General features: G+C 71.5%; 20 protein-coding genes. 9 read left to right on the plus strand and 11 right to left on the minus strand.

Translation table 11 applies throughout. The features are described 5' to 3' along the window. Nucleotides 1-41: 41 nt before the first annotated feature. From ASE20_RS08155 to deoC, 3 genes are read right to left on the minus strand one after another with little or no spacing between them, the layout of a single operon-like run. Complete coding sequence (locus tag ASE20_RS08155; protein WP_056894078.1) at nt 42-911, minus strand: aldehyde dehydrogenase family protein; 870 nt, start codon at nt 909-911, stop codon at nt 42-44. Continuing rightward, entirely contained in the window at nt 911-2,347 is a 1,437-nt protein-coding gene (locus ASE20_RS08160) for an aldehyde dehydrogenase family protein (protein WP_056894079.1), read from the minus strand. Before ASE20_RS08160 ends, ASE20_RS08155 begins: the two co-directional genes overlap by 1 nt. Before the next feature lie 6 nt (nt 2,348-2,353). Continuing rightward, on the minus strand, nt 2,354-3,337 hold the full coding sequence (deoC, locus tag ASE20_RS08165; protein ID WP_056894080.1) for a deoxyribose-phosphate aldolase: 984 nt from the start codon (nt 3,335-3,337) through the stop codon (nt 2,354-2,356). Between the two features lie 23 nt (nt 3,338-3,360). On the opposite strand from deoC, the gene ASE20_RS08170 reads away from it, so the two are divergent. Together ASE20_RS08170 and ASE20_RS08175 are read left to right on the plus strand one after the other, a co-directional pair. After that, complete coding sequence (locus ASE20_RS08170; protein ID WP_157538422.1) at nt 3,361-3,921, plus strand: hypothetical protein; 561 nt, start codon at nt 3,361-3,363, stop codon at nt 3,919-3,921. Nucleotides 3,922-3,951: 30 nt separating this feature from the next. Beyond that, nucleotides 3,952-4,497, plus strand: coding sequence for an FKBP-type peptidyl-prolyl cis-trans isomerase (locus ASE20_RS08175; protein WP_056894082.1), 546 nt, complete (start codon nt 3,952-3,954; stop codon nt 4,495-4,497). Nucleotides 4,498-4,501: 4 nt separating this feature from the next. On the opposite strand, the gene ASE20_RS08180 is transcribed toward ASE20_RS08175, so the two are convergent. Continuing rightward, nucleotides 4,502-6,172, minus strand: a complete 1,671-nt coding sequence (locus ASE20_RS08180; protein WP_056894083.1) for a phospho-sugar mutase — start codon at nt 6,170-6,172, stop codon at nt 4,502-4,504. A 106-nt stretch (nt 6,173-6,278) separates the two neighbouring features. Between ASE20_RS08180 and ASE20_RS08185 the strand changes: the two genes are divergently transcribed. Further along, nucleotides 6,279-8,543: an FdhF/YdeP family oxidoreductase gene (locus tag ASE20_RS08185; RefSeq protein ID WP_056894084.1), complete on the plus strand. Its 2,265-nt coding sequence runs from the start codon at nt 6,279-6,281 to the stop codon at nt 8,541-8,543. 13 nt (nt 8,544-8,556) lie between these two features. On the opposite strand, the gene ASE20_RS08190 is transcribed toward ASE20_RS08185, so the two are convergent. Further along, nucleotides 8,557-9,546 (minus strand): aldo/keto reductase, encoded by a 990-nt coding sequence (locus tag ASE20_RS08190; protein WP_200952746.1) that lies wholly within the window; start codon nt 9,544-9,546, stop codon nt 8,557-8,559. Nucleotides 9,547-9,580: 34 nt separating this feature from the next. Further along, nucleotides 9,581-9,964: a MerR family transcriptional regulator gene (locus ASE20_RS08195; protein WP_056894085.1), complete on the minus strand. Its 384-nt coding sequence runs from the start codon at nt 9,962-9,964 to the stop codon at nt 9,581-9,583. Nucleotides 9,965-10,031: 67 nt separating this feature from the next. On the opposite strand from ASE20_RS08195, the gene ASE20_RS08200 reads away from it, so the two are divergent. Then, nucleotides 10,032-10,487, plus strand: coding sequence for an SRPBCC family protein (locus ASE20_RS08200; RefSeq protein WP_056894086.1), 456 nt, complete (start codon nt 10,032-10,034; stop codon nt 10,485-10,487). Here ASE20_RS08200 and ASE20_RS08205 read toward each other — a convergent pair. The 3 genes from ASE20_RS08205 to ASE20_RS08215 are packed head-to-tail and all read right to left on the minus strand — an operon-like array spanning nt 10,396 to nt 12,585. Continuing rightward, nucleotides 10,396-10,986: a VanZ family protein gene (locus tag ASE20_RS08205; protein ID WP_056894087.1), complete on the minus strand. Its 591-nt coding sequence runs from the start codon at nt 10,984-10,986 to the stop codon at nt 10,396-10,398. The genes ASE20_RS08200 and ASE20_RS08205 overlap by 92 nt on opposite strands. 49 nt (nt 10,987-11,035) lie before the next feature. Continuing rightward, nucleotides 11,036-11,848: an SDR family NAD(P)-dependent oxidoreductase gene (locus ASE20_RS08210; RefSeq protein ID WP_056894088.1), complete on the minus strand. Its 813-nt coding sequence runs from the start codon at nt 11,846-11,848 to the stop codon at nt 11,036-11,038. Then, entirely contained in the window at nt 11,845-12,585 is a 741-nt protein-coding gene (locus ASE20_RS08215; RefSeq protein WP_225869041.1) for an SDR family NAD(P)-dependent oxidoreductase, read from the minus strand. The genes ASE20_RS08210 and ASE20_RS08215 overlap by 4 nt, the downstream gene beginning before the upstream one ends. A gap of 150 nt (nt 12,586-12,735) precedes the next feature. Between ASE20_RS08215 and ASE20_RS08220 the strand changes: the two genes are divergently transcribed. Genes ASE20_RS08220 through ASE20_RS08240 form a run of 5 tightly spaced genes read left to right on the plus strand, consistent with a single transcriptional unit; the run spans nt 12,736 to nt 18,949 of the window. Beyond that, the gene (locus ASE20_RS08220) at nt 12,736-14,064 is read left to right on the plus strand and encodes a flavin-containing monooxygenase (protein ID WP_056894090.1); all 1,329 of its coding nucleotides are present in this window, start codon (nt 12,736-12,738) and stop codon (nt 14,062-14,064) included. Next, a complete protein-coding gene (locus ASE20_RS08225; RefSeq protein ID WP_056894091.1) occupies nt 14,061-14,690 on the plus strand; it encodes a TetR/AcrR family transcriptional regulator in 630 nt (209 codons plus the stop codon). The genes ASE20_RS08220 and ASE20_RS08225 overlap by 4 nt, the downstream gene beginning before the upstream one ends. After that, a complete protein-coding gene (locus tag ASE20_RS08230; protein ID WP_056894092.1) occupies nt 14,687-15,601 on the plus strand; it encodes an alpha/beta hydrolase in 915 nt (304 codons plus the stop codon). Before ASE20_RS08225 ends, ASE20_RS08230 begins: the two co-directional genes overlap by 4 nt. Then, complete coding sequence (locus ASE20_RS08235) at nt 15,594-17,213, plus strand: AMP-binding protein (protein WP_056894093.1); 1,620 nt, start codon at nt 15,594-15,596, stop codon at nt 17,211-17,213. Before ASE20_RS08230 ends, ASE20_RS08235 begins: the two co-directional genes overlap by 8 nt. Further along, nucleotides 17,195-18,949: an N-acyl-D-amino-acid deacylase family protein gene (locus ASE20_RS08240; RefSeq protein WP_056894094.1), complete on the plus strand. Its 1,755-nt coding sequence runs from the start codon at nt 17,195-17,197 to the stop codon at nt 18,947-18,949. Before ASE20_RS08235 ends, ASE20_RS08240 begins: the two co-directional genes overlap by 19 nt. Here ASE20_RS08240 and ASE20_RS08245 read toward each other — a convergent pair. Both ASE20_RS08245 and ASE20_RS08250 read right to left on the minus strand, forming a co-directional pair. Further along, nucleotides 18,934-19,608, minus strand: a complete 675-nt coding sequence (locus tag ASE20_RS08245) for a heme oxygenase (biliverdin-producing) (protein WP_056894095.1) — start codon at nt 19,606-19,608, stop codon at nt 18,934-18,936. The two genes, ASE20_RS08240 and ASE20_RS08245, sit on opposite strands and share 16 nt — an antisense overlap. A gap of 107 nt (nt 19,609-19,715) precedes the next feature. Beyond that, the gene (locus ASE20_RS08250; protein ID WP_056894096.1) at nt 19,716-20,282 is read right to left on the minus strand and encodes a TetR/AcrR family transcriptional regulator; all 567 of its coding nucleotides are present in this window, start codon (nt 20,280-20,282) and stop codon (nt 19,716-19,718) included. Nucleotides 20,283-20,323 lie beyond the last annotated feature (41 nt).

A 20,323-nucleotide genomic window follows, 5' to 3' on the forward strand; every position in this document is an offset into this window, starting at 1 on the left:
CCATTGTGGCTGAGCGGACCCAGCCCGCGCTGCCCGGTGGGTCAGATCCCGATCGGGTGCCAGACCGTCTTCTGCTCGACGAAGGCGGTCATCGCGGCGAGACCGGGCTCGGCGGTCCAGTCGGGCTCGGCGTCGGGCGCGCGTCGTACCCGCTTGAGGTTGTCGGCGGCGGCGACCTCGAGCGAGGTGGCGAGCTCGGGGGAGCCCGCGACACCGGCGAGGTCGATCGCGTTGACGTCCATGTGCGCGGCCAGCCAGGGACCGAGCGCGGTGGCGTCACCGGTCAGGATGTTGACCACCCCGCCCGGGACGTCGGACGTGGCGAGCACCTCCGAGAAGGTGACGGCCGGAAGCGGACGGGCGTACGACGACACGACCACCGCGACGTTGCCGGTCACGATGACCGGCGCGACCACGGAGACCAGGCCGAGCAGTGAGGACGACTGCGGGGCGAGCACGCCCACGACGCCCGTCGCCTCGGGGGCGGTGTGGTTGAAGAACGGTCCCGCGACGGGGTTGGCGTTGCCGATGACCTGGGCGAGCTTGTCGGCCCAGCCGGCGTACCAGACGAGGCGGTCGACCGCGGCGTCCACCTGGCCGCGGGCAGCGGCGGCGGAGACGCCCTCGGACTGGCGCACGGCCTCCTCGAACTGCGGGCGGCGGTCCTCCATGACCTCGGCGATCCGGTAGAGGACCTGGCCGCGGTTGTAGGCGGTGCGCCCGGCCCAGCCGGGAGCGGCCTTGCGGGCGGCGACGACGGCGTCGCGGACGTCCTTGCGGGACGCGAGCGAGGCGTTGGCCACGAACTTCCCCTTGCTGTCGGTGACCTCGTAGGAGTAGCCGGACTCCGAGCGCGGGAAGGCGCCGCCGATGTAGAGCTTGTAGGTCTTGCGCACGTCGATGCGGGCCATCAGAGGTCCGCTCCCTTCAGGTATGCAGCGAGGCCCTGGCGGCCACCCTCGCGGCCGTAGCCCGACTCCTTGTAGCCGCCGAAGGGGCTGGCCGGGTCGAACTTGTTGAACGTGTTGGCCCACACCACGCCGGCCCGCAGCTGCGAGGCCATGTGCAGGATGCGCGAGCCCTTCTCGGTCCACACGCCCGCGGACAGGCCGTACGGCGTGTTGTTGGCCTTCTCGACGGCCTCGGCCGGCGTCCGGAAGGTCAGCACGGACAGCACCGGGCCGAACACCTCCTCGCGCGCGATCCGGTGGGCCTGGGTCACCCCCGTGAAGACGGTCGGCGGGAACCAGAAGCCGGACGACGGCAGCGCGCACTCCGGCGCCCAGCGCTCGGCACCCTCGGACTCGCCGATGTCCGACAGCTCGCGGATCCGGGCCAGCTGCTCGGCCGAGTTGATCGCGCCGACGTCGGTGTTCTTGTCGAGCGGGTCGCCGACGCGCAGCGTGCCCATCCGGCGCTTGAGCCGGGCGAGCACCTCGTCGGCGACGGACTCCTGGACCAGCAGGCGCGAGCCGGCGCAGCACACGTGGCCTTGGTTGAAGAAGATGCCGCCGACGATGCCCTCGATCGCCTGGTCCATGGGAGCGTCGTCGAAGACGATGTTGGCGGCCTTGCCGCCGAGCTCGAGGGTGACCTTCTTGTCCGAGCCGGCGACCGCGCGGGCGATCGCCTTGCCGACGTCGGTCGAGCCGGTGAAGGCCACCTTGTCGACGTCGGGGTGCGAGACGACCGCCTGGCCCGTCGTGCCGGCGCCGGTGACGATGTTGACCACGCCTGGCGGGAGGTCGGCCTGCTGGCAGATCTCGGCGAAGAGCAGCGCCGTCAGCGGCGTCGTCTCGGCCGGCTTGAGCACGACCGTGTTGCCGCACGCCAGCGCGGGCGCGACCTTCCACGCCAGCATCAGCAGCGGGAAGTTCCACGGGATGACCTGGCCGGCGACGCCGAGCGGCTGCGGGTCGGGGCCGAGCCCGGCGTACGACAGCTTGTCGGCCCAGCCGGCGTAGTAGAAGAAGTGCGCGGCGACGACGGGTACGTCGACGTCGCGGCTCTCCTTGATCGGCTTGCCGTTGTCGATGGACTCCAGCACGGCCAGCTCGCGGCCGCGCTCCTGGATGATCCGGGCGATGCGGAACAGGTACTTCGCCCGCTCCTTGCCGGACATCCGCGACCAGCCGCGGAAGGCGCGCCGCGCGGCCCTGACCGCCAGGTCGACGTCGGCCTCGGACGCCTCGGCGATCTCGGCGAGGGTCTCCTCGGTGGCCGGGTTGATCGTCTTGAACGACGACCCGCGGCCGTCGACGAACTCCCCGTCGATGAACAGGCCGTAGGAGGGCTTGATGTCGACGATGCTCCGCGACTCCGGAGCAGGTGCGTATTCGAAGGCCATGAGGGATCAGTCCAGGGTGAAGTAGTCGGGACCGCTGTAGCGGCCGGTGGTCATCTTCGTGCGCTGCATGAGCAGGTCGTTGAGCAGCGTCGAGGCACCGAAGCGGAACCAGTCCGGGTCGAGCCAGTCGTCACCGGCGATCTCGTTGACCATGACGAGGTACTTGATCGCGTCCTTGGCGGTGCGGATGCCGCCGGCCGGCTTCACGCCGATCTGGACGCTGGTGGCCTCGCGGAAGTCGCGGACCGCCTCGAGCATGACCAGGGTGACCGGAAGGGTCGCGGCCGGCTGCACCTTGCCGGTGGAGGTCTTGATGAAGTCCGTGCCGGCGAGCATCGCCAGCCAGGAGGCGCGGCGCACGTTGTCGTAGGTCTGCAGCTCGCCGGTCTCGAAGATCACCTTGAGGTGCGCGTGCGTGCCGTCGGGGCGGACGCAGGCCTCGCGGGTCGCGACGATCTCCTCGAAGACCTGCAGGTAGTGGCCGGCCAGGAAGGCGCCCCGGTCGATCACCATGTCGATCTCGTCCGCACCGTTGGCGACCGCGTCACGGGTGTCGGCCAGCTTGATGTCCATCGACGCGCGGCCGCTGGGGAAGGCCGTGGCGACCGCGGCGACGTTGACCCGGTCGCCGACGATCTCCTTCACCTCGCCCACCAGGTCGCCGTAGACGCACACGGCGGCGACGGAGGGACAGGACGGGTCCGCCGGGTCGGGCCGCAGCGCCTTGTTGGCCAGCGCCCGCACCTTGCCGGGTGTGTCCTGGCCCTCGAGGGTGGTGAGGTCGACCATCCGGATGGCGAGGTCGAGCGCCCACGCCTTCGCGGTCGTCTTGATCGAGCGGGTCCCGAGCCCGGCCGCACGCGCCTCGGCGCCGACCTGGTCGACGCCGGGCAGGCCGTGCAGGAACCGTCGCAGCGAGGCCTCGCTCGCCGTCACTTCGGAGTACGCCGCGAGTCCCGGTACGGGATCGGTGGGGGCGGTGGTCGGCATCCGCCCAGCATAGGGTTGGCGGCGTGGAGAACGAAGGCGTCGCAAAGGTGGAGCGCTACCGGTCCGGGGGGACGATCTCCGGTGTCGTCGGCATGGCCGCGGTCGTCCTGCTGCTGGGATGGGGTCTGGTCAGCAACAATGACGGCATGGCGCCGTGGGCCTTCCCGGCGCTGGTGCTCGGCGGCGTGCTGGTCTGGGCGATCCTGCTGCGGCCGTCGATCGCGCTGCACCGCGACGAGCTCGAGCTGCGCAACGTGCTCCACACCAGGTTCGTTCCCTTCGCCCGCATCACGGCGTTCCGGATCGACCAGATGACGGTGGTCGAGGTCGACGGGAAGAGGTACGTCGGCAGCGGGTTCGGACGCAGCCGGCTCACCATCAACCGCGACGCCAAGGTGGGCCCGGACGCGCCGTCCGACCGGCACTCCGTGGGCTGGCTGGTGGAGGAGAAGGTACGGCGCCGGATGCGGCCGCACGACGCGGTCGCCGAGCCCGGTCAGGTGCGACGGGAGTGGGCCTGGGCCGAGATCGGCGCCCTGGCGGTGCTCGCCCTGGCCACCCTGGTCACCCTGCTCGTCGCCTGACGCTCGGGGACGGCTCGTAGGCTGCGCGTCATGCGTACTCCCGTGCGGCTCGTCGCCGCTGCCGTCCTGTCCCTGTCCGTCCTCGCCATGAGCGCCTGCAGCGACTCGGGCGACGAGAAGGCCGAGGACAGCACGTCGTCGAACAGCCCCGACGCCTCGACCGGTGGCGAGTGCACGGCCGACGACATCGAGGTCACGGGCGACTTCGGCGCGACGCCGACCATCACGATCCCCGACGACTGCACGCCGCCGGCGACCCTGCTGACCAAGGACCTCGTGACCGGCAGCGGCCCGGCCGCCAAGGAGGGCGACTCGGTCGAGACGAACTACCACCTGATGACGTGGTCCAACAAGCAGGTCCTCGACAGCTCCTTCGAGCGCGGCCAGACCTTCGTCGTCGAGCCGCTGGGCCAGGCGCAGGTCATCACCGGCTGGAACCAGGGCCTCGTCGGCATCCAGAAGGGCACCCGCCGGCTGCTCGTCATCCCGCCGGACCTGGGCTACGGCGCGGGTGGCAACGGCATCGCCCCCAACGAGACCCTCGTCTTCGTGATCGACGGGGTCTCGATCAGCTGATCCGTCAGATGCCCGCGGCGGCGGCGATGTCCGCCCGCAGCCCGGCCAGCCGCTCCGCGGCGATGGTCCGGGCGGCGGCGACGTCGCCGTCCGCCACCGGTACGACGACCTCGAGGTAGCACTTGAGCTTGGGCTCGGTCCCGCTCGGCCGCACGACCACTCGGCTCCCGTCGGCGGTGCGGTAGCGCAGCCCGTCGGTCGGCGGCAGGTCCGCCGAGCCCTTCGTCAGGTCGTCGGCGGTCGTCACTGGCGAGCCGCCGAGGGTCGCCGGGGGAGCGGTGCGCAGCTGCTCCATCGCCGCCGCGATCAGCGACAGGTCGGTGACGCGCACCGACAGCTGGTCGGTGGCGTGCAGGCCGTGCTCGATCGCGATGTCGTCGAGCAGCTCGGGCAGGGAGCGGCCGGCCGCCTTGGCCTCGGCGGCGATCTCGCAGAGCAGCAGCGCGGCCGAGACGCCGTCCTTGTCGGCGACGTTGGCCGGGTCGACGCAGTAGCCGAGCGCCTCCTCGTAGCCGAACGCCAGGTCGGGCAGCCGCCCGATCCACTTGAAGCCGGTGAGCGTCTCGGCGTACCGCTGGCCGGCGGCCCTCGCCATCGTCCCGAGCAGCGACGACGACACGATCGACGTGGCGTAGACCCCCTCGCGGCCGGCCTTCAGCAGGTGGTCGGCGAGCAGCGCGCCCACCTCGTCGCCGCGCAGCATCCGCCACCCGTCCGGGCCGGGGACGGCGGCCGCGCACCGGTCCGCGTCGGGGTCGTTGGCCACGACGATGTCGGCGCCGGTCCGCTCCGCGAGGGCCACCGCGAGGTCGATCGCACCGGGCTCCTCGGGGTTCGGGAAGGCCACGGTCGGGAAGTCCGGGTCGGGCTGCTCCTGCTCGGTCACGATGGCCGGCGCCGTGAAGCCCGCCGTCTCCAGCACCGACGGCAGCGCACCGCCGCCGACGCCGTGCAGCGGCGTGTAGACGATCGCGAGGTCGCGCGGGCCGTCGGCGGCCACGGCCGCGACCGTGTCGAGGTAGGCGTCGATGATGCCCTCGTCGAGCACCCGCCCGCCGGTGCTCTCCAGCGGCACCCGCGGCACGGAGGAGAGCGTGCCGACGGCGGCGATCTGCGCGGCGATGCCGGAGTCGGCCGGCGGCACGATCTGGCTGCCGTCACCGAGGTAGACCTTGTAGCCGTTGTCCTGCGGCGGGTTGTGGCTCGCGGTGACCATCACGCCGGCGGCGCAGCCGAGCTCGCGGATCGCGAACGCCAGGAGCGGGGTCGGCAGCGGCCGGGGCAGCAGCAGCGGCTTCAGGCCGGCGCCGGCCATCACCTCGGCCGTGTCGCGGGCGAAGACGTCGGAGTTGTGGCGGGCGTCGTACCCGATGACGACGGGGGTGCCGGGATCGGTGCCCTCCGCCAGCAGGTACGCCGCCAGACCGGCCGCCGCGCGGATGACGACCACGCGGTTCATCCGGTTCGGCCCGGCCCCGAGGGCGCCGCGCAGGCCCGCCGTGCCGAACTCGAGGGTGCCGCGGAAGCGGTCGGCGAGGTCGGCCCGGGCGTCGGCGTCGCCGGCCTCGACCGCCGCGATCACCTGGGTCAGCTCGTCCCTCGTCCGCGCGTCGGGGTCCTCGGCGAGCCAGGACTGGGCCCGGGTGAGCAGGACGTCGGTGTCAGGCGTGGTCACCGGGCCACGGTAGCCGTCCGCGCCAGTGCACGGTGCCCAACGGTCGCCCCGCCGGTTGTCCGCGACGTGCTGTCGCCGCTCCGGCTTTCCGGGCTAGGTTCGCACCATGGCGGACGAGAGCTGGTCGCAGAAGGACTACCACCACCCCGCAGCAGGCTGGGGTGCCGCGATCTCGGTGAACAAGGTGCTCGCGAAGGAGCACGCGTTCGGGCGCGGGACCGCGGCGATGTTCCGGATGAACCACGAGAACGACGGCTTCGACTGTCCGGGCTGCGCGTGGCCCGACGACCTCAAGGGCCTCAAGCTCGACATCTGCGAGAACGGCATCAAGCACGTCGTGTGGGAGATGACGTCGAAGCGGGTCGACCGCGCGTTCTTCGCGCAGCACACGGTGACCGAGCTCGAGGGCTGGTCGGACTTCGAGCTCGAGGACCAGGGGCGGCTCACCGAGCCGATGGTCTACGACGCCGCGACCGACACGTACGTCCCGATCACCTGGGGCGACGCGTTCGCGCTGGTCGGCGCCGAGCTGCGGGCGCTCGACGACCCGAACCAGGCGTCCTTCTACACCTCCGGGCGGCTCGGCAACGAGGCGACCTTCCTCTACCAGCTGTGGGCGCGCGAGCTCGGCACCAACAACCTCCCCGACTGCTCGAACATGTGCCACGAGGCGTCCGGGCGCGCGCTGAACGCCTCTCTCGGCACGGGCAAGGGCACCGCCGACCTGAAGGACTGGGAGGCCGCCGACGCGCTCTTCATCATGGGCGTGAACGCCGCGTCGAACGCGCCGCGGATGCTGACGGCCCTGACCGAGGCCTTCGACCGCGGCGCGCAGATCGTGCACGTGAACCCGCTCATCGAGGCGGCCTCGCGCAAGGCGATCATTCCCCACGAGATGGTCGACATGGCGCTGATGAAGGCCACCCGCACCGGCACCCTCAACCTGCAGGTCCGCCCCGGCGGCGACATGGCCCTGATGCGCGGGATGGCGAAGGCGCTGCTCGAGGAGTTCGCCACCGACCCGAAGGCGCTCGACGTCGAGTTCATCGAGCGCTACACGCACGGCTTCTCCGACTACCGTGCCGTGGTCGAGGCCACCCCGTGGTCCGAGCTCGTCGAGCAGTCGGGCCTGAAGGAGAAGGAGATCCGCAAGGCGGCGCGGATCTACTCCGAGTCCGACCGCACGCTGATCAGCTGGTGCCTCGGCGTCACCCAGCACGAGCACGGCCCCGACGCGATCCGCGAGATCGTCAACGTCCTGCTGCTGCGCGGCAACCTCGGTCGCGAGGGCGCCGGTCCGTCTCCGGTGCGCGGGCACAGCAACGTCCAGGGCAACCGCACCTGCGGCATCGACCACCGGCCGCCGGCCGACTTCCTCGACCGCCTCGACACCGCGACCGGCATCACCGCGCCGCGGGAGCACGGTCTCGACACGGTGTCGACGATCGCCGCCATGCACGACGGCTCGGTGAAGGTGTTCGTCGGCATGGGCGGCAACTTCGTGATGGCGGCGCCCGACACGCCGTACACGGCGGCGGGGCTGCGCAACTGTGAGCTGACGGTGCAGGTCAGCACCAAGCTCAACCGCAGCCACCTGGTCCACGGCCGCAAGGCGCTGATCCTGCCGTGCCTGGCCCGCACCGAGAAGGACCAGCAGAAGCACGGGATCATGGAGACCTCCGTCGAGGACTCGATGAGCATGGTGCACCTCTCCCGCGGCAAGCGGAAGCCGCCGTCACCGCACCTGCTCTCCGAGCCGGCGATCATCGCCGGGATGGCGAAGGCGTCGTTGCCCGGCAGCGCGACCCCCTGGGAGTGGTACGTCGACGACTACGACCGGATCCGCGACACGATGGCCAAGGCGTTGATCGGCTTCGAGGACTTCAACCGCCGCGTGCGGCTGCCGCTCGGGTTCCGGCTCAAGCAGCCCGCTCGGGAGCTGGTGTTCCAGACGCCGTCGGGCCGTGCGGAGTTCTCCGCGGCGCCGTTGACGAACGTGATCCCGGCCGAGGCCGACGTACTGGTGCTGCAGACGATGCGCTCGCACGACCAGTGGAACACCACGATCTACTCCGACGACGACCGCTACCGCGGGGTGAAGAACCTGCGCACGCTGGTGTTCCTGCACAAGGACGACATGAAGGCGCGCGGCATCCGGCAGGGTGGGCTCGTCGACATCGTGGCGACCTGCAAGGACGGCACGACACGCGAGCTGCGGGGCTACACCGCTCTCAGGTACGACCTGCCGCGCGGGAGCGCTGCCGGGTACATGCCCGAGATGAACGTGCTGATCGGCGCCGGCGACTACAGCGAGCAGAGCGACCAGCCGTTGATGAAGAACGTGCGGGTGCGGATCGCACCCGCACGCTGACTCCTCGGGATCCTCAGGCGTCGATGCTGCTCAGGTCGCCGTACCGGTCCCCGGCGACGGCGTCGCGCGGGATCGCCGCCTCGAGTGCGGCCAGGTCGTCGGCGCTGAGCTCGACGTCGACGGCGCCGACGTTCTCCTCCAGGTAGCGGACCCGTTTCGTGCCGGGGATTGGCGCGACGTCGTCGCCCTGCGCGAGCACCCAGGCGAGCGCGAGCTGCCCGGGCGTGCAGCCGTGCTCGGCCGCCAGCGCCTTGACCTGGTCGACGAGGGCGAGGTTGGCGGCGAGGTTGTCGCCCTGGAAGCGCGGGAAGCGGCCGCTCGCGCGCGCGTCGTCGGCAGCCTCCGTCGTCGGGACGGCGCCGGTGAGCATGCCGCGACCGAGCGGCGAGTAGGGGACCAGGCCGATGCCGAGCTCGCGCAGCGTCGGGAGGATCGTGTCCTCGAGGTCGCGCGTGAAGAGCGAGTACTCCGACTGCAGCGCGGTGATCGGGTGCACGGCGTGCGCGCGGCGGATCGTCGCGGCCGAGGCCTCGGACAGGCCGAGGTGGCGGACCTTGCCGGCCTCGACGAGCTCCTTCATCGCCCCGATCGTCTCCTCGATCGGGACCGTCTTGTCGACGCGGTGCTGGTAGTAGAGGTCGATGTGGTCGACGCCGAGCCGCTCGAGCGAGGCATCGGCTGCCCGGCGTACGTAGTCGGGGTGGCCGTTGATGCCGACCCAGCTGCCGTCCGGGTTCCGCTCGTTGCCGAACTTGGTGGCCAGCTGGACCTCGTCGCGGCGACCGGCGATGGCCTTGCCGACGAGGCGCTCGTTGGTGAACGGGCCGTACATGTCCGCGGTGTCGAGGAAGGTGACGCCGAGGTCGAGCGCGCGGTGGATGGTCGCGATGCCGCCGGCCTCGTCGGGGGTTCCGTAGAACTCCGACATGCCCATGCAGCCGAGGCCGAGGGTGGAGACGGTCAGGGAGGACGTCGTACCGAGGGTGCGGGTGGGGATCGTCATGACCACCAGCCAACTCCTTGGAGCGCGCTCCAGGTCAAGCGCTCTGCTCGACCAATTCCAGCTTGTGCTCGTAGATGCCGATCTTGTGGTCGATCGCGCCCAGGTGGGCGGTCACCTCGGCGAGCTCGCGCAGCACGCTGTCGCGGTGCGCGTGGAGCAGCGCCAGGCGCTCCTCCTCGTTGCCCTCGCCGTCGCGGACCAGCGCGGCGTACCTGCGGACGTCACGGATCGGCATGCCCGTGGCCCGCAGGCAGGTGACCAGCTTGATCCAGCGCAGGTCCGGCTCGCCGTACGAGCGGTGGCCGCTGGACGAGCGCGGGACCGGGCGCAGCAGCAGCCCGTCCTTCTCGTAGTAGCGCAACGTGTCGGCGCTCAGGCCCACCGTCTCGGCCGCCTCGGCAATGGTCACTCCGGTCACCCGGCCAGTGTCGCTGCTGGAGTGCACTCCAGGTCAAGGGCTCGGCGCGGTTGGGCATGATGGAGGGATGGTGCGTGCCTACGAGTTCACCGACACGTGGCTGGTCGCGGCTCCCGTGGACGCGGTCGCGGAGGTCCTGGTCGACCTCGAGCAGTACCCGCGCTGGTGGCCGCAGGTCCGCGCCGTCGCCAAGCTCGGCCCCGACACCGCCTGGGTGCGCTGCCGCTCCACGCTGCCCTACACGCTCGACCTCGTCCTCGACGCCGTCAGCCGGACTCCGCCCGTCGTGGAGGTCGCACTGAGCGGCGACCTGTCCGGCTACGCGCGGTTCACGCTGACGTCCGAGGCGGGCGGCACCCGGCTGGCGTTCGAGCAGCGGGTGACCGTCGGCGGGTTGCTGGCGCTGGCGTCGTACGTCGGGCGGCCGGTGCTCAGCTGGAACCACGCACGGATGATGGCCGGCTGCCGTGCTGGGCTCGGTGCCGCCACGGCTGCAGGACAGGCAGCAGGCACAGCCCGATGACCGCCCCGACCACCGCGCCGGTCGTGTTGTCGATGATGTCGGTGACGTCGCACGCGCGGTCGATCCGCGCGAGCTCCAGCTGGGTCTTCTCGATCAGCGCGGAGTAGCCCGCCAGCCCGAGCAGGCCGAGCGGCGCGAGCAGCCATCCCGCCCGCCACCGCGCCACCGCGAGTACCAGCAGCGCACCGGCCGGGACGAACAGCACCGTGTTGAGCGTGCGCTGGCCCGACTCGAAGATCCAGAACCCGTCGGGCGCCGGGCCACCGATGTCCCACGAGCAGGTCGTCATCCGGGTCTCGGCCGGCACGATCCCGGTGTGTGCGGACGTCGGGACCAGGGTGACCAGGCCGATCACCGCGACCGCCCAGAGGAAGCCCGCGATCGACGCCGCCGACACCCAGCCGAGCGGGCGGAGGAGGGCAAGGCCGAGCAGGCCGCAGGCGATGGCCGCCGCCACGACGCCGAGCAGCATCACCCCGGTGCCCCCGAAACCGACCATGGGCAAAGAGGCTAGCCAGTCTCACCAATGGCGGCCGTTCGGGAGCGGCTCAGGAGGCCTGCGCCCGCTGCTTCGCGATGAACTTCGTCGCCATCTTGTTCACGAACGTCGGCGAGAGCCGCCCGAGGCGCCACGCGATCCGAGCCTGGCGCGGCTCGACGACGTACGCCTCGTCGTCGGCGACCGCCGCGAGGACGCGGCGGGCGAGCACGTCGGGGTCGACGGGGTGCTTGACGCCCTGGCCCTCGAGGTAGAAGTCGCGGCCCTTGAAGCGGCCGATCTCGCCCTTGTCGAGGATCGGGGTGTCGACGGCGGCGGGACACACGACGGTGACGCCGACGCCGTGGGCGGCGGCCTCGGTGCGCAGGGCGAGGGAGAGGCCGACGACGGCGTGCTTGGTGGTGACGTACGACGTCATGAGGCCCGCCGCCATGAGGCCACCCATCGACGCGGTGTTCACGATGTGCCCGCTGCGCTGGCGGATCATCTGCGGGTACGCCGCGTGGACGCCGTGCACGACGCCGCGGACGTTGACGTCGATGATCGCGTTCCACTGCGCGAGCGTCAGGTCCTCGGTGTCGCCGAGGAAGGTGATCCCCGCGTTGTTGAACATCAGGTCCAGTCGTCCGTGCTCGGCGACGACCGCGTCGACGGCGGTCTGGACGTCGGAGGCCGACGTCACGTCCACGGCGCGCGCCACGGCCCGCCCGGGGCCGGAGGCGCCGGCCGCCACGGACGACGCGGCCGCGAGGTCGAGGTCGGCGCACACGACGTACGCGCCGTCGCGGACCAGTGCCCGCACCAGTGCTGCCCCGATGCCGGAGCCGCCGCCGGTGACGATGGCGGTGCGCGGGCCGGTCACGAGAACGCCTTCTCGACGAGGCCGACGAGGTCGGGGTAGCGCTTGAGGTGTGCGCCGCCGTTGATGTCGAGGGTCTCGCCGGTGATCCACGCGGCGTCGTCCGACAGCAGGAAGCGGATCGCGGCGGCGATCTCGGTCGGCTCGCCGGAGCGGCCGAGGGCGGTGTTGTCGAGGTAGTCCTCGCGCACGCCGGGGATGTCCATGGCGGGGGCCGTCAGCGGGGTGACGACCAGGCCGGGGGCGACCGCGTTGACGCGGACGCCGCGGGCGCCGAGCTCGAGGGCCGCGACCTCGGTGAGGGCGACGAGGCCGGCCTTCGAGGCGCAGTACGCCGCGAGACCGGTGCCGGGCTGGCGGGCGTTGAGGGAGGACAGCGACACGAGCGAGCCGCCGTCGGCGACCCGCTGGCCGGCGTGCTTGAGCACCAGGAAGGCGCCGGTCAGGCAGACGTCGACGATCCGGCGCCACTCGGCCGCGTCGTGGTCGACGACCCGCGACAGCGTGCTGACGCCGGCGCAGTTGACGACGCCGTGGAAGGTGCCGTGGTCGGCGACGACGCCGTCGAGGAGGGCTGCGACCGAGGCCTCGTCGGTCACGTCCACGGGTACGTCGCAGGCCGTCCCCGGGAGGTCGGCGACGACCACCTCGTGACCGGCGTCCGCGAGCACCCGGGCGGTGGCCGCCCCGATCCCGGACGCGCCTCCGATGACGACCACCACCTGCTGGGACCTGTCCACCACGGGACTCCTGACATTCGTCTGAATCTGTTGACACGTGTCAAATGACAGCCTTAACGTGGCCCGCAACACACGAATCTGTCAACCCCCTGAAACTCGATTTCGTGGGTGTCAAGGGCTCGCCGGCGGGCCCGACGAAAGGAAGTACCGATGAGTGGTCCCACCGTCGCCGTGATCGGCGCGGGCATCAGCGGCCTGACGATGAGCAAGATGCTCGCCGACTACGGCGTGGACTTCACGACCTTCGAGTCGTCCGACCGGGTCGGTGGCAACTGGGCCTTCGGGAACCCGAACGGGCACAGCAGCGCCTACCGGTCGCTGCACATCGACACCTCGAAGCACCAGCTGTCCTTCAGGGACTTCCCGATGCCGGACGAGTACCCCGACTTCCCGCACCACACGCAGATCAAGGACTACCTCGACGCGTACGCCGACGCCTTCGACATCCGCCGCCGCATCGAGTTCGAGAACGGCGTGGTCAGGGCCGAGCGCCGTACCGGGGGCGGCTGGGACATCACCGACCAGGCGGGACGCACGCGCCCCTTCGACGTGCTCCTCGTGGCGAACGGTCACCACTGGGACCCGCGCTTCGCCGAGTTCCCGGGCGAGTTCACCGGCGAGGTGATCCACTCGCACGCCTACATCGACCCGTGGACGCCGTTGCACCTGATGGACAAGCGCATCCTCGTCGTCGGGATCGGCAACAGCGCTGCGGACATCACCGTGGAGCTGTCGCAGAAGGCGATGCGCAACCAGGTCACCCTGTCGACGCGGAGCAGCGCGTGGATCGTGCCGAAGCTGATGTTCGGCAAGGCGGCCGACATGAACTACCGCACCAGCCCGCACCTGCCGCTGGCCTGGCAGCGCAAGCTGATGCAGATGGGCCAGGTGCTCACCGCCTCGGACCCCACGCTCTACGGCCTGCCGACGCCCAACCACAAGTTCTTCGAGGCGCACCCCACGCAGTCCGGAGAGCTGCCGTTGCGCCTGAAGTCCGGCGACGTGACCCCGAAGGGCAATGTCGCGCGCCTCGACGGCGAGACCGTGCACTTCGAGGACGGCACCAGCGCCGACTTCGACGTGATCATCCACGCCACCGGCTACAACATCACCTTCCCGTTCTTCGACCCCGCGTTCATCAGCGCTCCCGACAACGACATCCGGCTCTACAAGCGGGTCTTCATGCCGGGCGTCGACGACCTCGCCTTCGTCGGCTTCGCCCAGGCCACCCCGACGCTGTTCCCGTTCGTCGAGTGCCAGACCCGGATGGTCGCCGCCTGGTTGGTGGGTCGTTACGCCCCGCCGTCGATCGCCGAGATGGAGCGGGTGATCGACGAGGACACGCAGAAGTACACCGGCCACATGGTCCCGAGTGCCCGCCACACCCAGCAGCTCGACTACTTCGTCTACGAGCACGACATCCGGGTCAAGGAGATCCCTGCCGGTCTCGCCCGGGCTGCCGGGGCGGCGGCGCGATGAGCGACGAGCGCCTCTGGGCGCGGATGGTCGACCGCCGCAGCGTCAACCGCGGCGACCAGCGCCGCGCGGCGCTGCTCGAGGCCCTCGACGAGCTGCTCCGCGAGCAGACGCTCGAGGAGGTCAACGTCGCGGAGATCTCCCGCAAGGCGGGCGTGACGCGCTCGGCGTTCTACTTCTACTTCGAGAGCAAGGCGACCGCCGTCCTCGCGCTGATGGCCGAGCTGTACGACGACGCGTCCGACGCGACCGACCTGCTGGTCAAGGCCGAGGGCGAGCCCCGGGCCCGGATCCGGCACGTCATCACGACGCTCTTCGACTCGGTCGACCGGACCCCGCACACCTATCGCGCGCTCCTCGAGGCGCGCGCCACCAGCGCCGCCGTGCGCGAGCTGTGGGAGGCCGGGCGTGCGGAGTTCGCGGAGATGACGGCGGAGATGATCGAGCGCGAGCGGGCCCTCGGCCACGCCCAGCCCGGTGCCGACGCCCACGTCCTCGCCGCCGTCCTGCTCGACCTCAACGACCACGCCGTCGAGCGGCACGCGATGGGCGTCGGACCGGAGCGCGAGGCGCACATCGACGCGATCACCCACATCTGGATCCAGAGCATCTACGGGAGCCCGGCATGAACGCCACCACCTTCGACTTCACCTCCGCCGGCGTGCGCTGCGCCGCGACCCACTTCGCCGGGCAGGACGGCGCGCCCGTCGTGGTCCTCGCGCACGGCCTCGCCGGCACGCAGGACGCCGGCATGTTCCCGTTCGCCGAGGCATTTGCCGCCGCCGGCCTGCACGCGGTCACCTTCGACTACCGCGGCTTCGGCGCCAGCGACGGCTCACCCCGCCAGGTCGTCTCGCTCGCCGGCCAGGTCGCCGACCTGCACGCCGCCGTCGACGCGGCGAAGAAGCGGCCCGGTGTCGACCCGACCCGCGTCGTGCTGTGGGGCATCTCGCTCGGCGGGGGACACGTGGTGTCCGTCGCCGCCGAGCGCCCCGACGTCGCCGCCGTCGTCTCGGTGGTTCCCATGGTCGACGGGCTCGCTGCCGCCCGGCTCGCGACGAAGCACCACGCGCCGACCCAGCTGCTGGCGTCGACGGGTCGCGGCCTCGCGAGTGCCGTACGACGCAAGGCGGGTCGTGGCCCGGCGATGATCCCCGTCGTCGCGCGCCCCGGCGAGCCCGGTGCCCTCACGCTGGAGGGTGCGTACGAGGACTACCTTGCGATCGCCGGACCGACCTGGCGCAACGAGATCGCGGCCGACGTCGTCCTCGAGCTCGGCACCCGCGCGCCCGCGAAGGCCGCGGCCACGCTGGAGGTCCCGTGGCTGGTGCAGGTCGCCGACTTCGACCGCAGCGCGCCGCTGCAGGCCGCGATGAAGGCCGCCTTCTCCGGCCGGGCCGAGGTCCGGCACTACCCGGGCGACCACTTCGACCTGTTCGCCGGCAAGCCCTTCCACGAGCCGGCGGTCGAGCACGCGGTCCACTTCCTGCTGCGCCACGTCACGGTGCCGGCGCCCGAGCTGGAGCCCGCCAATGGCTGATGCCGTGGCCGACACCGTCCAGGGCATGCTGCTCGCGCACGCCGAGCGCGACACCCCCGGCCTCCGGTACGGCGACGACACGTGGACCTGGCGCGAGGTGGTCGCCGGCAGCGCGGCCCGTGCCCACGTCCTGCGGTCCCTCGCGGGTCGGGCCGCCGGCGACGGCGAGCGGCTGCACGTCGGTGCGCTGCTCCCGAACACCCCGGAGATGGCGTTCGCGATCGCCGCCGGCGCGGTCGGCGGACACGTCACGGTCGGCATCAACCGGACCCGTCGCGGTGCGGCGCTCGCCGCCGACGTACGACGGGCGGACTGCCGGGTGCTGCTGACCGATGCCGCGCACCTGCCGCTGCTCGAGGGGCTCGACCTCGGCGGCGCGATCGTCGTCGACACCGACGGCCCGGCCTGGCGCGAGCAGGTCGCCGCGGCGCCCACGACGGCCGGAGACTTCCCGGTCGCCTCGACCATGGACACCTTCATGCTCATCTTCACCTCGGGCACGAGCGGCGAGCCGAAGGCGGTGCAGGTCGCCAACTTCATGGTGGTGATGGCCGGCAGCGTGCTCGTCGACAAGTACGGCCTCGACGCCACCGACGTCGTCTACTGCTCGATGCCGCTGTTCCACAGCAACGCCGTGATGGCGGGATTCGCGGTGAGTGCCGCCTCCGGCGCGGCCCTGGCCCTCGCGGAGTTCTCGGCGAGCAACCTCATCGACGACGTCCGGCGCTACGGTGCGACCTACCTCAACTACGTCGGCAAGCCGCTCGCCTACGTGCTGGCCACCCCCGAGCGTCCCGACGACGCGGACAACCCGCTGCGCTTCGCGTTCGGCAACGAGGCCTCCGACCGTGACATCCGCGAGTTCGCGGCCCGCTTCGGGTGCTCGGTGTGGGACGGCTTCGGGTCGACCGAGTCGGCCGTCATCATCACCCGCACCGAGGACACCCCGGACGGCTCGATCGGCGTCCCGTTCGACGGGGTCGCGGTCTACGACCGGGTGACGCGCCAGGAGTGCCCGCGCGCCGTCCGCGACGAGGACGGCCGCGTGACCAACCTCGACGAGGCCGTCGGCGAGCTGGTCAACACCCAGGGGGCGGGCTTCTTCGCGGGCTACTACAACGACGAGCGGGCGACGGCCGAGCGCCTCGACGGCGGCATGTACTGGTCGGGCGACCTCGCCTACCGCGACGCCGACGGCTTCGTGTTCCTCGCCGGCCGGACCGACGACTGGCTGCGGGTGGACGGCGAGAACCTCGCCGCCGCCCCGGTCGAGCAGCTGCTGCTGCGCCATCCGGCCGTCTCGCAGGCGGCGGTGTACGCCGTCGCGGACGAGCGGGTCGGCGACCAGGTCATGTGCGCACTGGTGCTGCGCGACGGTGCCGCGCTCTCCCCGGAGGAGTTCGCGGACTTCCTCGCCGGGCAGCCCGACCTGTCCCCGAAGGCGTGGCCGCGCCACGTGCGGATCGCCACCGCGCTGCCGAGCACGGCGACCAACAAGGTGCTCAAGCGCGAGCTGCGCGCGCAGGGGCTCACCACCGACGACCGGCTGTGGTCGCGCGGCGAGCGGGACCACGACTACCTCGAGGAGCGGGCATGTACGACGTCATCGTGAAGAACGGCCGGTGGTTCGACGGGACGGGCGCTCCCTCCGCCGTACGCCACCTCGGGATCAGCGACGGCCACGTCGCGACGGTGAGTCCCGAGCCGTTGGACGAGACCGGCTGCCCACGGGTGATCGACGCCGCCGGTCAGTGGGTGCTGCCGGGCATGGTCGACATCCACACCCACTACGACGTCGAGGTGCTCGTCCAGCCGGAGCTGTCCGAGTCGCTGCGGCACGGCATCACGACCACCTTCCTCGGGTCCTGCTCGCTGTCGACCGTCCACGCCGGTGCCGAGGACGCAGGTGACCTGTTCGGCCGCGTCGAGGCCATCCCGCGGCCGTACGTCGTCGCGGCGCTCGAGGACCGCAAGACCTGGACCACCGCGGGGGAGTACGTCGCCGCGCTCGAGGCGCTGCCGCTCGGGCCGAACATCGCCGCCTTCATCGGCCACTCCGACATCCGCTCCGCGCGGATGGGGCTGTCCCGCTCGACCGACCCGGGCGTCGTGCCGACCGCCGCCGAGCTGGCCCGGATGGAGGCCGACCTGGTCGAGGCGCTCGACGAGGGCTTCATCGGGATGTCGTCGCAGGAGCTCATGTTCGACAAGCTGGACGGGGAGACCTGCCGCTCGCGGACCCTGCCGTCGACGTACGCGAAGGGCAAGGAGCGGCGCCGGCTCAACAAGATCCTGCGCTCGCGCGGTCGGGCGCTCCAGGGCGGTCCTGACGTCGGGCGTCCGCAGAGCCTGGTCCGGATGGCGTTCAGCAGTGCGGGGTGGGGACGCAAGCCGGCGCTCAAGGTCAGCCTGCTGTCGGCCGCCGACATCAAGGCGATCCCGATGGTCGCCCACATCTTCCCGTTCCTGTCGCGGACCGTGAACCGGTGCGGCGGCGACCTCCGCTTCCAGCACCTGCCCGTGCCCTTCGAGGTGTACGCCGACGGGATCGCCCTGGTCATCTTCGAGGAGTTCGGCTCGGGTGCCGCGGCGTTGCACCTGTCGGACCGGATCGAGGAGCAGCGCGCGCTGCTGCAGGACGAGGACTACCGGCGCCGCTTCCGCAAGGACTACGACAACAAGTACGGGCCGCGCGTGTGGCACCGCGACTTCTTCGACGCCGACATCACCGAGTGCCCGGACCCGTCGGTGATCGGCAAGACCTTCGGGCAGGTCGGTGTCGACCGCGGGGGCGTGCACCCGGTCGACGCCTTCCTCGACCTGGTGCTGGAGCACGGCGACAAGCTGCGCTGGCGGACCACGATCTCCAACCACCGCCCGAGGGTGCTCGACAAGCTGACCTCGGACCCGGGCGTCCAGCTCGGCTTCTCCGACGCCGGCGCCCACCTGCGCAACATGGCGTTCTACAACTTCGGCCTGCGCCTGCTGCGGCGCGTCCACGACGCCGAGTCCTCCGGCAAGCCGTTCATGACGGTCGAGCACGCCGTCCACCGGCTCACCGGCGAGCTCGCCGACTGGTACGGCCTCGACGCCGGCCACCTCCGCGTCGGCGACCGCGCCGACGTCCTGGTGGTCGACCCGGCCCGCCTCGACGACTCGCTCGACGCGTACGTCGAGGCGCCGGTCCCGGCCTACGGCAACCTCTCGCGGATGGTCAACCGCAACGACGCCACCGTCAGCGCCGTGCTGGTCGCGGGGGAGCTGGTGGTCGATCGCGGTGTGCCGACGGACGTGGTGGGCGTGCGTCGTACCGGACGCTTCCTGCGGGCGGGTCAGGCGGCGCGGTAGCGCTCGATCTGGTCGCCCAGCTCGTCGAACAACCCCTGGTTGAGCCCGAACACGACCTTGACCTCGTCGACGACCCTCTCGACGTCGGCCTCCGAGAGCCCGAGCGCGTCGAGGCGGGCGCGGTAGGCGTCCTTGTAGGGCTTCGGCTTCGGGATCCCGGGGAAGTCGTAGAACGCCACGCCCTCGCCCTCGGGGAGGTCGAAGGTGCGCTGGAGGACCCGGCCGATGACCTGGCCGCCGGACAGGTCGCCGAGGTAGCGCGTGTAGTGGTGGGCGAGCAGCAGGCCGCCCCAGGTGGCGCCGGCGCGGATCCGGTCGACGTACGCCGCGGCGGCGGGGGAGTCGATGGTCTCGGGGTCGATGCCGGGGGCCCAGTGGGCGAGGTCGGCGTCGATCGCGGCGAGCCGCTCGAGGGCCGCGTCGTGGACCGCGGCCACGAGCGGGTCGGCGGACTGCTCGGTGAGGGTGGTCTCCAGGGCGGCGTAGACGCGGCGGAGGCGGAGCAGGAGGTCGGCGTACGCGGTGGCGTTGAGCCGTCCGTCGAGCAGCTCGGCCATGAAGGTCGAGCCCTCGGCGGCCTCGTGCTCGGCGCGCGAGCCCTCGCGCATCGCTGCGGACAGCGTCGGGGCCGCGTCACGGGTGGTGGTGGCCACGGACATGGGGGTGCTCCTCGAAGAGTGATGAGTTTACTGACCAAGTGTCAGGAAACGGGTGCGGCGGTGTCAACGCCGTACGGGGAAAAAGTTAGGTGGACCTAAGGAAAGGTTCAGGCCATGTGGCCCAGGCCACGGAGCACGAACTCCTCGACGGCCCCCACCGGGAGCTGGCGGGTGGCCAGTGCGGCGTGCAGCAGCGACATCGCGGCCTTGCGGTCGCCGACCCGGAAGGCGCCCGACTCGATGCCCTCGTCGAGGATGTCCTCGAGGACCGCCTCGACCGCCGCCACGTGGTCGTGGATCTTCTCCATCGCCTCCTCGGAGAGGAGGTGGTAGAGGATCCCGCCCATGCCGGTGTGGAACTGCTGGCCGGCGCGCAGCTGGTGGCGCAGGTAGACGCGGATCCGACCGACCGGGTCGGGCACGAGCTCGAGGTCGCGCCGCAGGTCGGCCAGGTAGTGCTGGGTCTCCTCGGTCGCGAAGGCGACCACGACCGCTTCCTTGTCCTTGAAGTGGTGGTAGATCGCGGTGCGGCCGAGCCCGGCCCGCCCGGCGATCTGCGCCATCGTGATCGCGTCGAAGCTGCGCTCGTCCATCAGCTGGGCGAAGGCGTCGAAGATCCGTCGCCGCACCAGGTCGCGGTGGGCGGGGAGGGTGTCGGCAGCGATCTTCGGCACGGTCCCGATTCTAGGTCGCGTGGGCGGTCGTGGAGGCGGTG

Source organism: Nocardioides sp. Root240 (assembly GCF_001428825.1).
Lineage (GTDB): Bacteria > Actinomycetota > Actinomycetes > Propionibacteriales > Nocardioidaceae > Nocardioides.

What these genes read in the sequence shown, in the direction of transcription:
- ASE20_RS08200 (WP_056894086.1), top strand. Translation starts at nt 10,032, where the DNA reads ATGGTGCGTGCCTACGAGTTCACCGACACGTGGCTGGTCGCGGCTCCC.
- ASE20_RS08155 (WP_056894078.1), bottom strand. Translation starts at nt 911, where the DNA reads ATGGCCCGCATCGACGTGCGCAAGACCTACAAGCTCTACATCGGCGGC.
- ASE20_RS08160 (WP_056894079.1), bottom strand. Translation starts at nt 2,347, where the DNA reads ATGGCCTTCGAATACGCACCTGCTCCGGAGTCGCGGAGCATCGTCGAC.
- ASE20_RS08230 (WP_056894092.1), top strand. Translation starts at nt 14,687, where the DNA reads ATGAACGCCACCACCTTCGACTTCACCTCCGCCGGCGTGCGCTGCGCC.
- ASE20_RS08190 (WP_200952746.1), bottom strand. Translation starts at nt 9,546, where the DNA reads ATGACGATCCCCACCCGCACCCTCGGTACGACGTCCTCCCTGACCGTC.
- deoC (WP_056894080.1), bottom strand. Translation starts at nt 3,337, where the DNA reads ATGCCGACCACCGCCCCCACCGATCCCGTACCGGGACTCGCGGCGTAC.
- ASE20_RS08185 (WP_056894084.1), top strand. Translation starts at nt 6,279, where the DNA reads ATGGCGGACGAGAGCTGGTCGCAGAAGGACTACCACCACCCCGCAGCA.
- ASE20_RS08175 (WP_056894082.1), top strand. Translation starts at nt 3,952, where the DNA reads ATGCGTACTCCCGTGCGGCTCGTCGCCGCTGCCGTCCTGTCCCTGTCC.
- ASE20_RS08245 (WP_056894095.1), bottom strand. Translation starts at nt 19,608, where the DNA reads ATGTCCGTGGCCACCACCACCCGTGACGCGGCCCCGACGCTGTCCGCA.
- ASE20_RS08220 (WP_056894090.1), top strand. Translation starts at nt 12,736, where the DNA reads ATGAGTGGTCCCACCGTCGCCGTGATCGGCGCGGGCATCAGCGGCCTG.
- ASE20_RS08205 (WP_056894087.1), bottom strand. Translation starts at nt 10,986, where the DNA reads ATGGTCGGTTTCGGGGGCACCGGGGTGATGCTGCTCGGCGTCGTGGCG.
- ASE20_RS08225 (WP_056894091.1), top strand. Translation starts at nt 14,061, where the DNA reads ATGAGCGACGAGCGCCTCTGGGCGCGGATGGTCGACCGCCGCAGCGTC.
- ASE20_RS08240 (WP_056894094.1), top strand. Translation starts at nt 17,195, where the DNA reads ATGTACGACGTCATCGTGAAGAACGGCCGGTGGTTCGACGGGACGGGC.
- ASE20_RS08235 (WP_056894093.1), top strand. Translation starts at nt 15,594, where the DNA reads ATGGCTGATGCCGTGGCCGACACCGTCCAGGGCATGCTGCTCGCGCAC.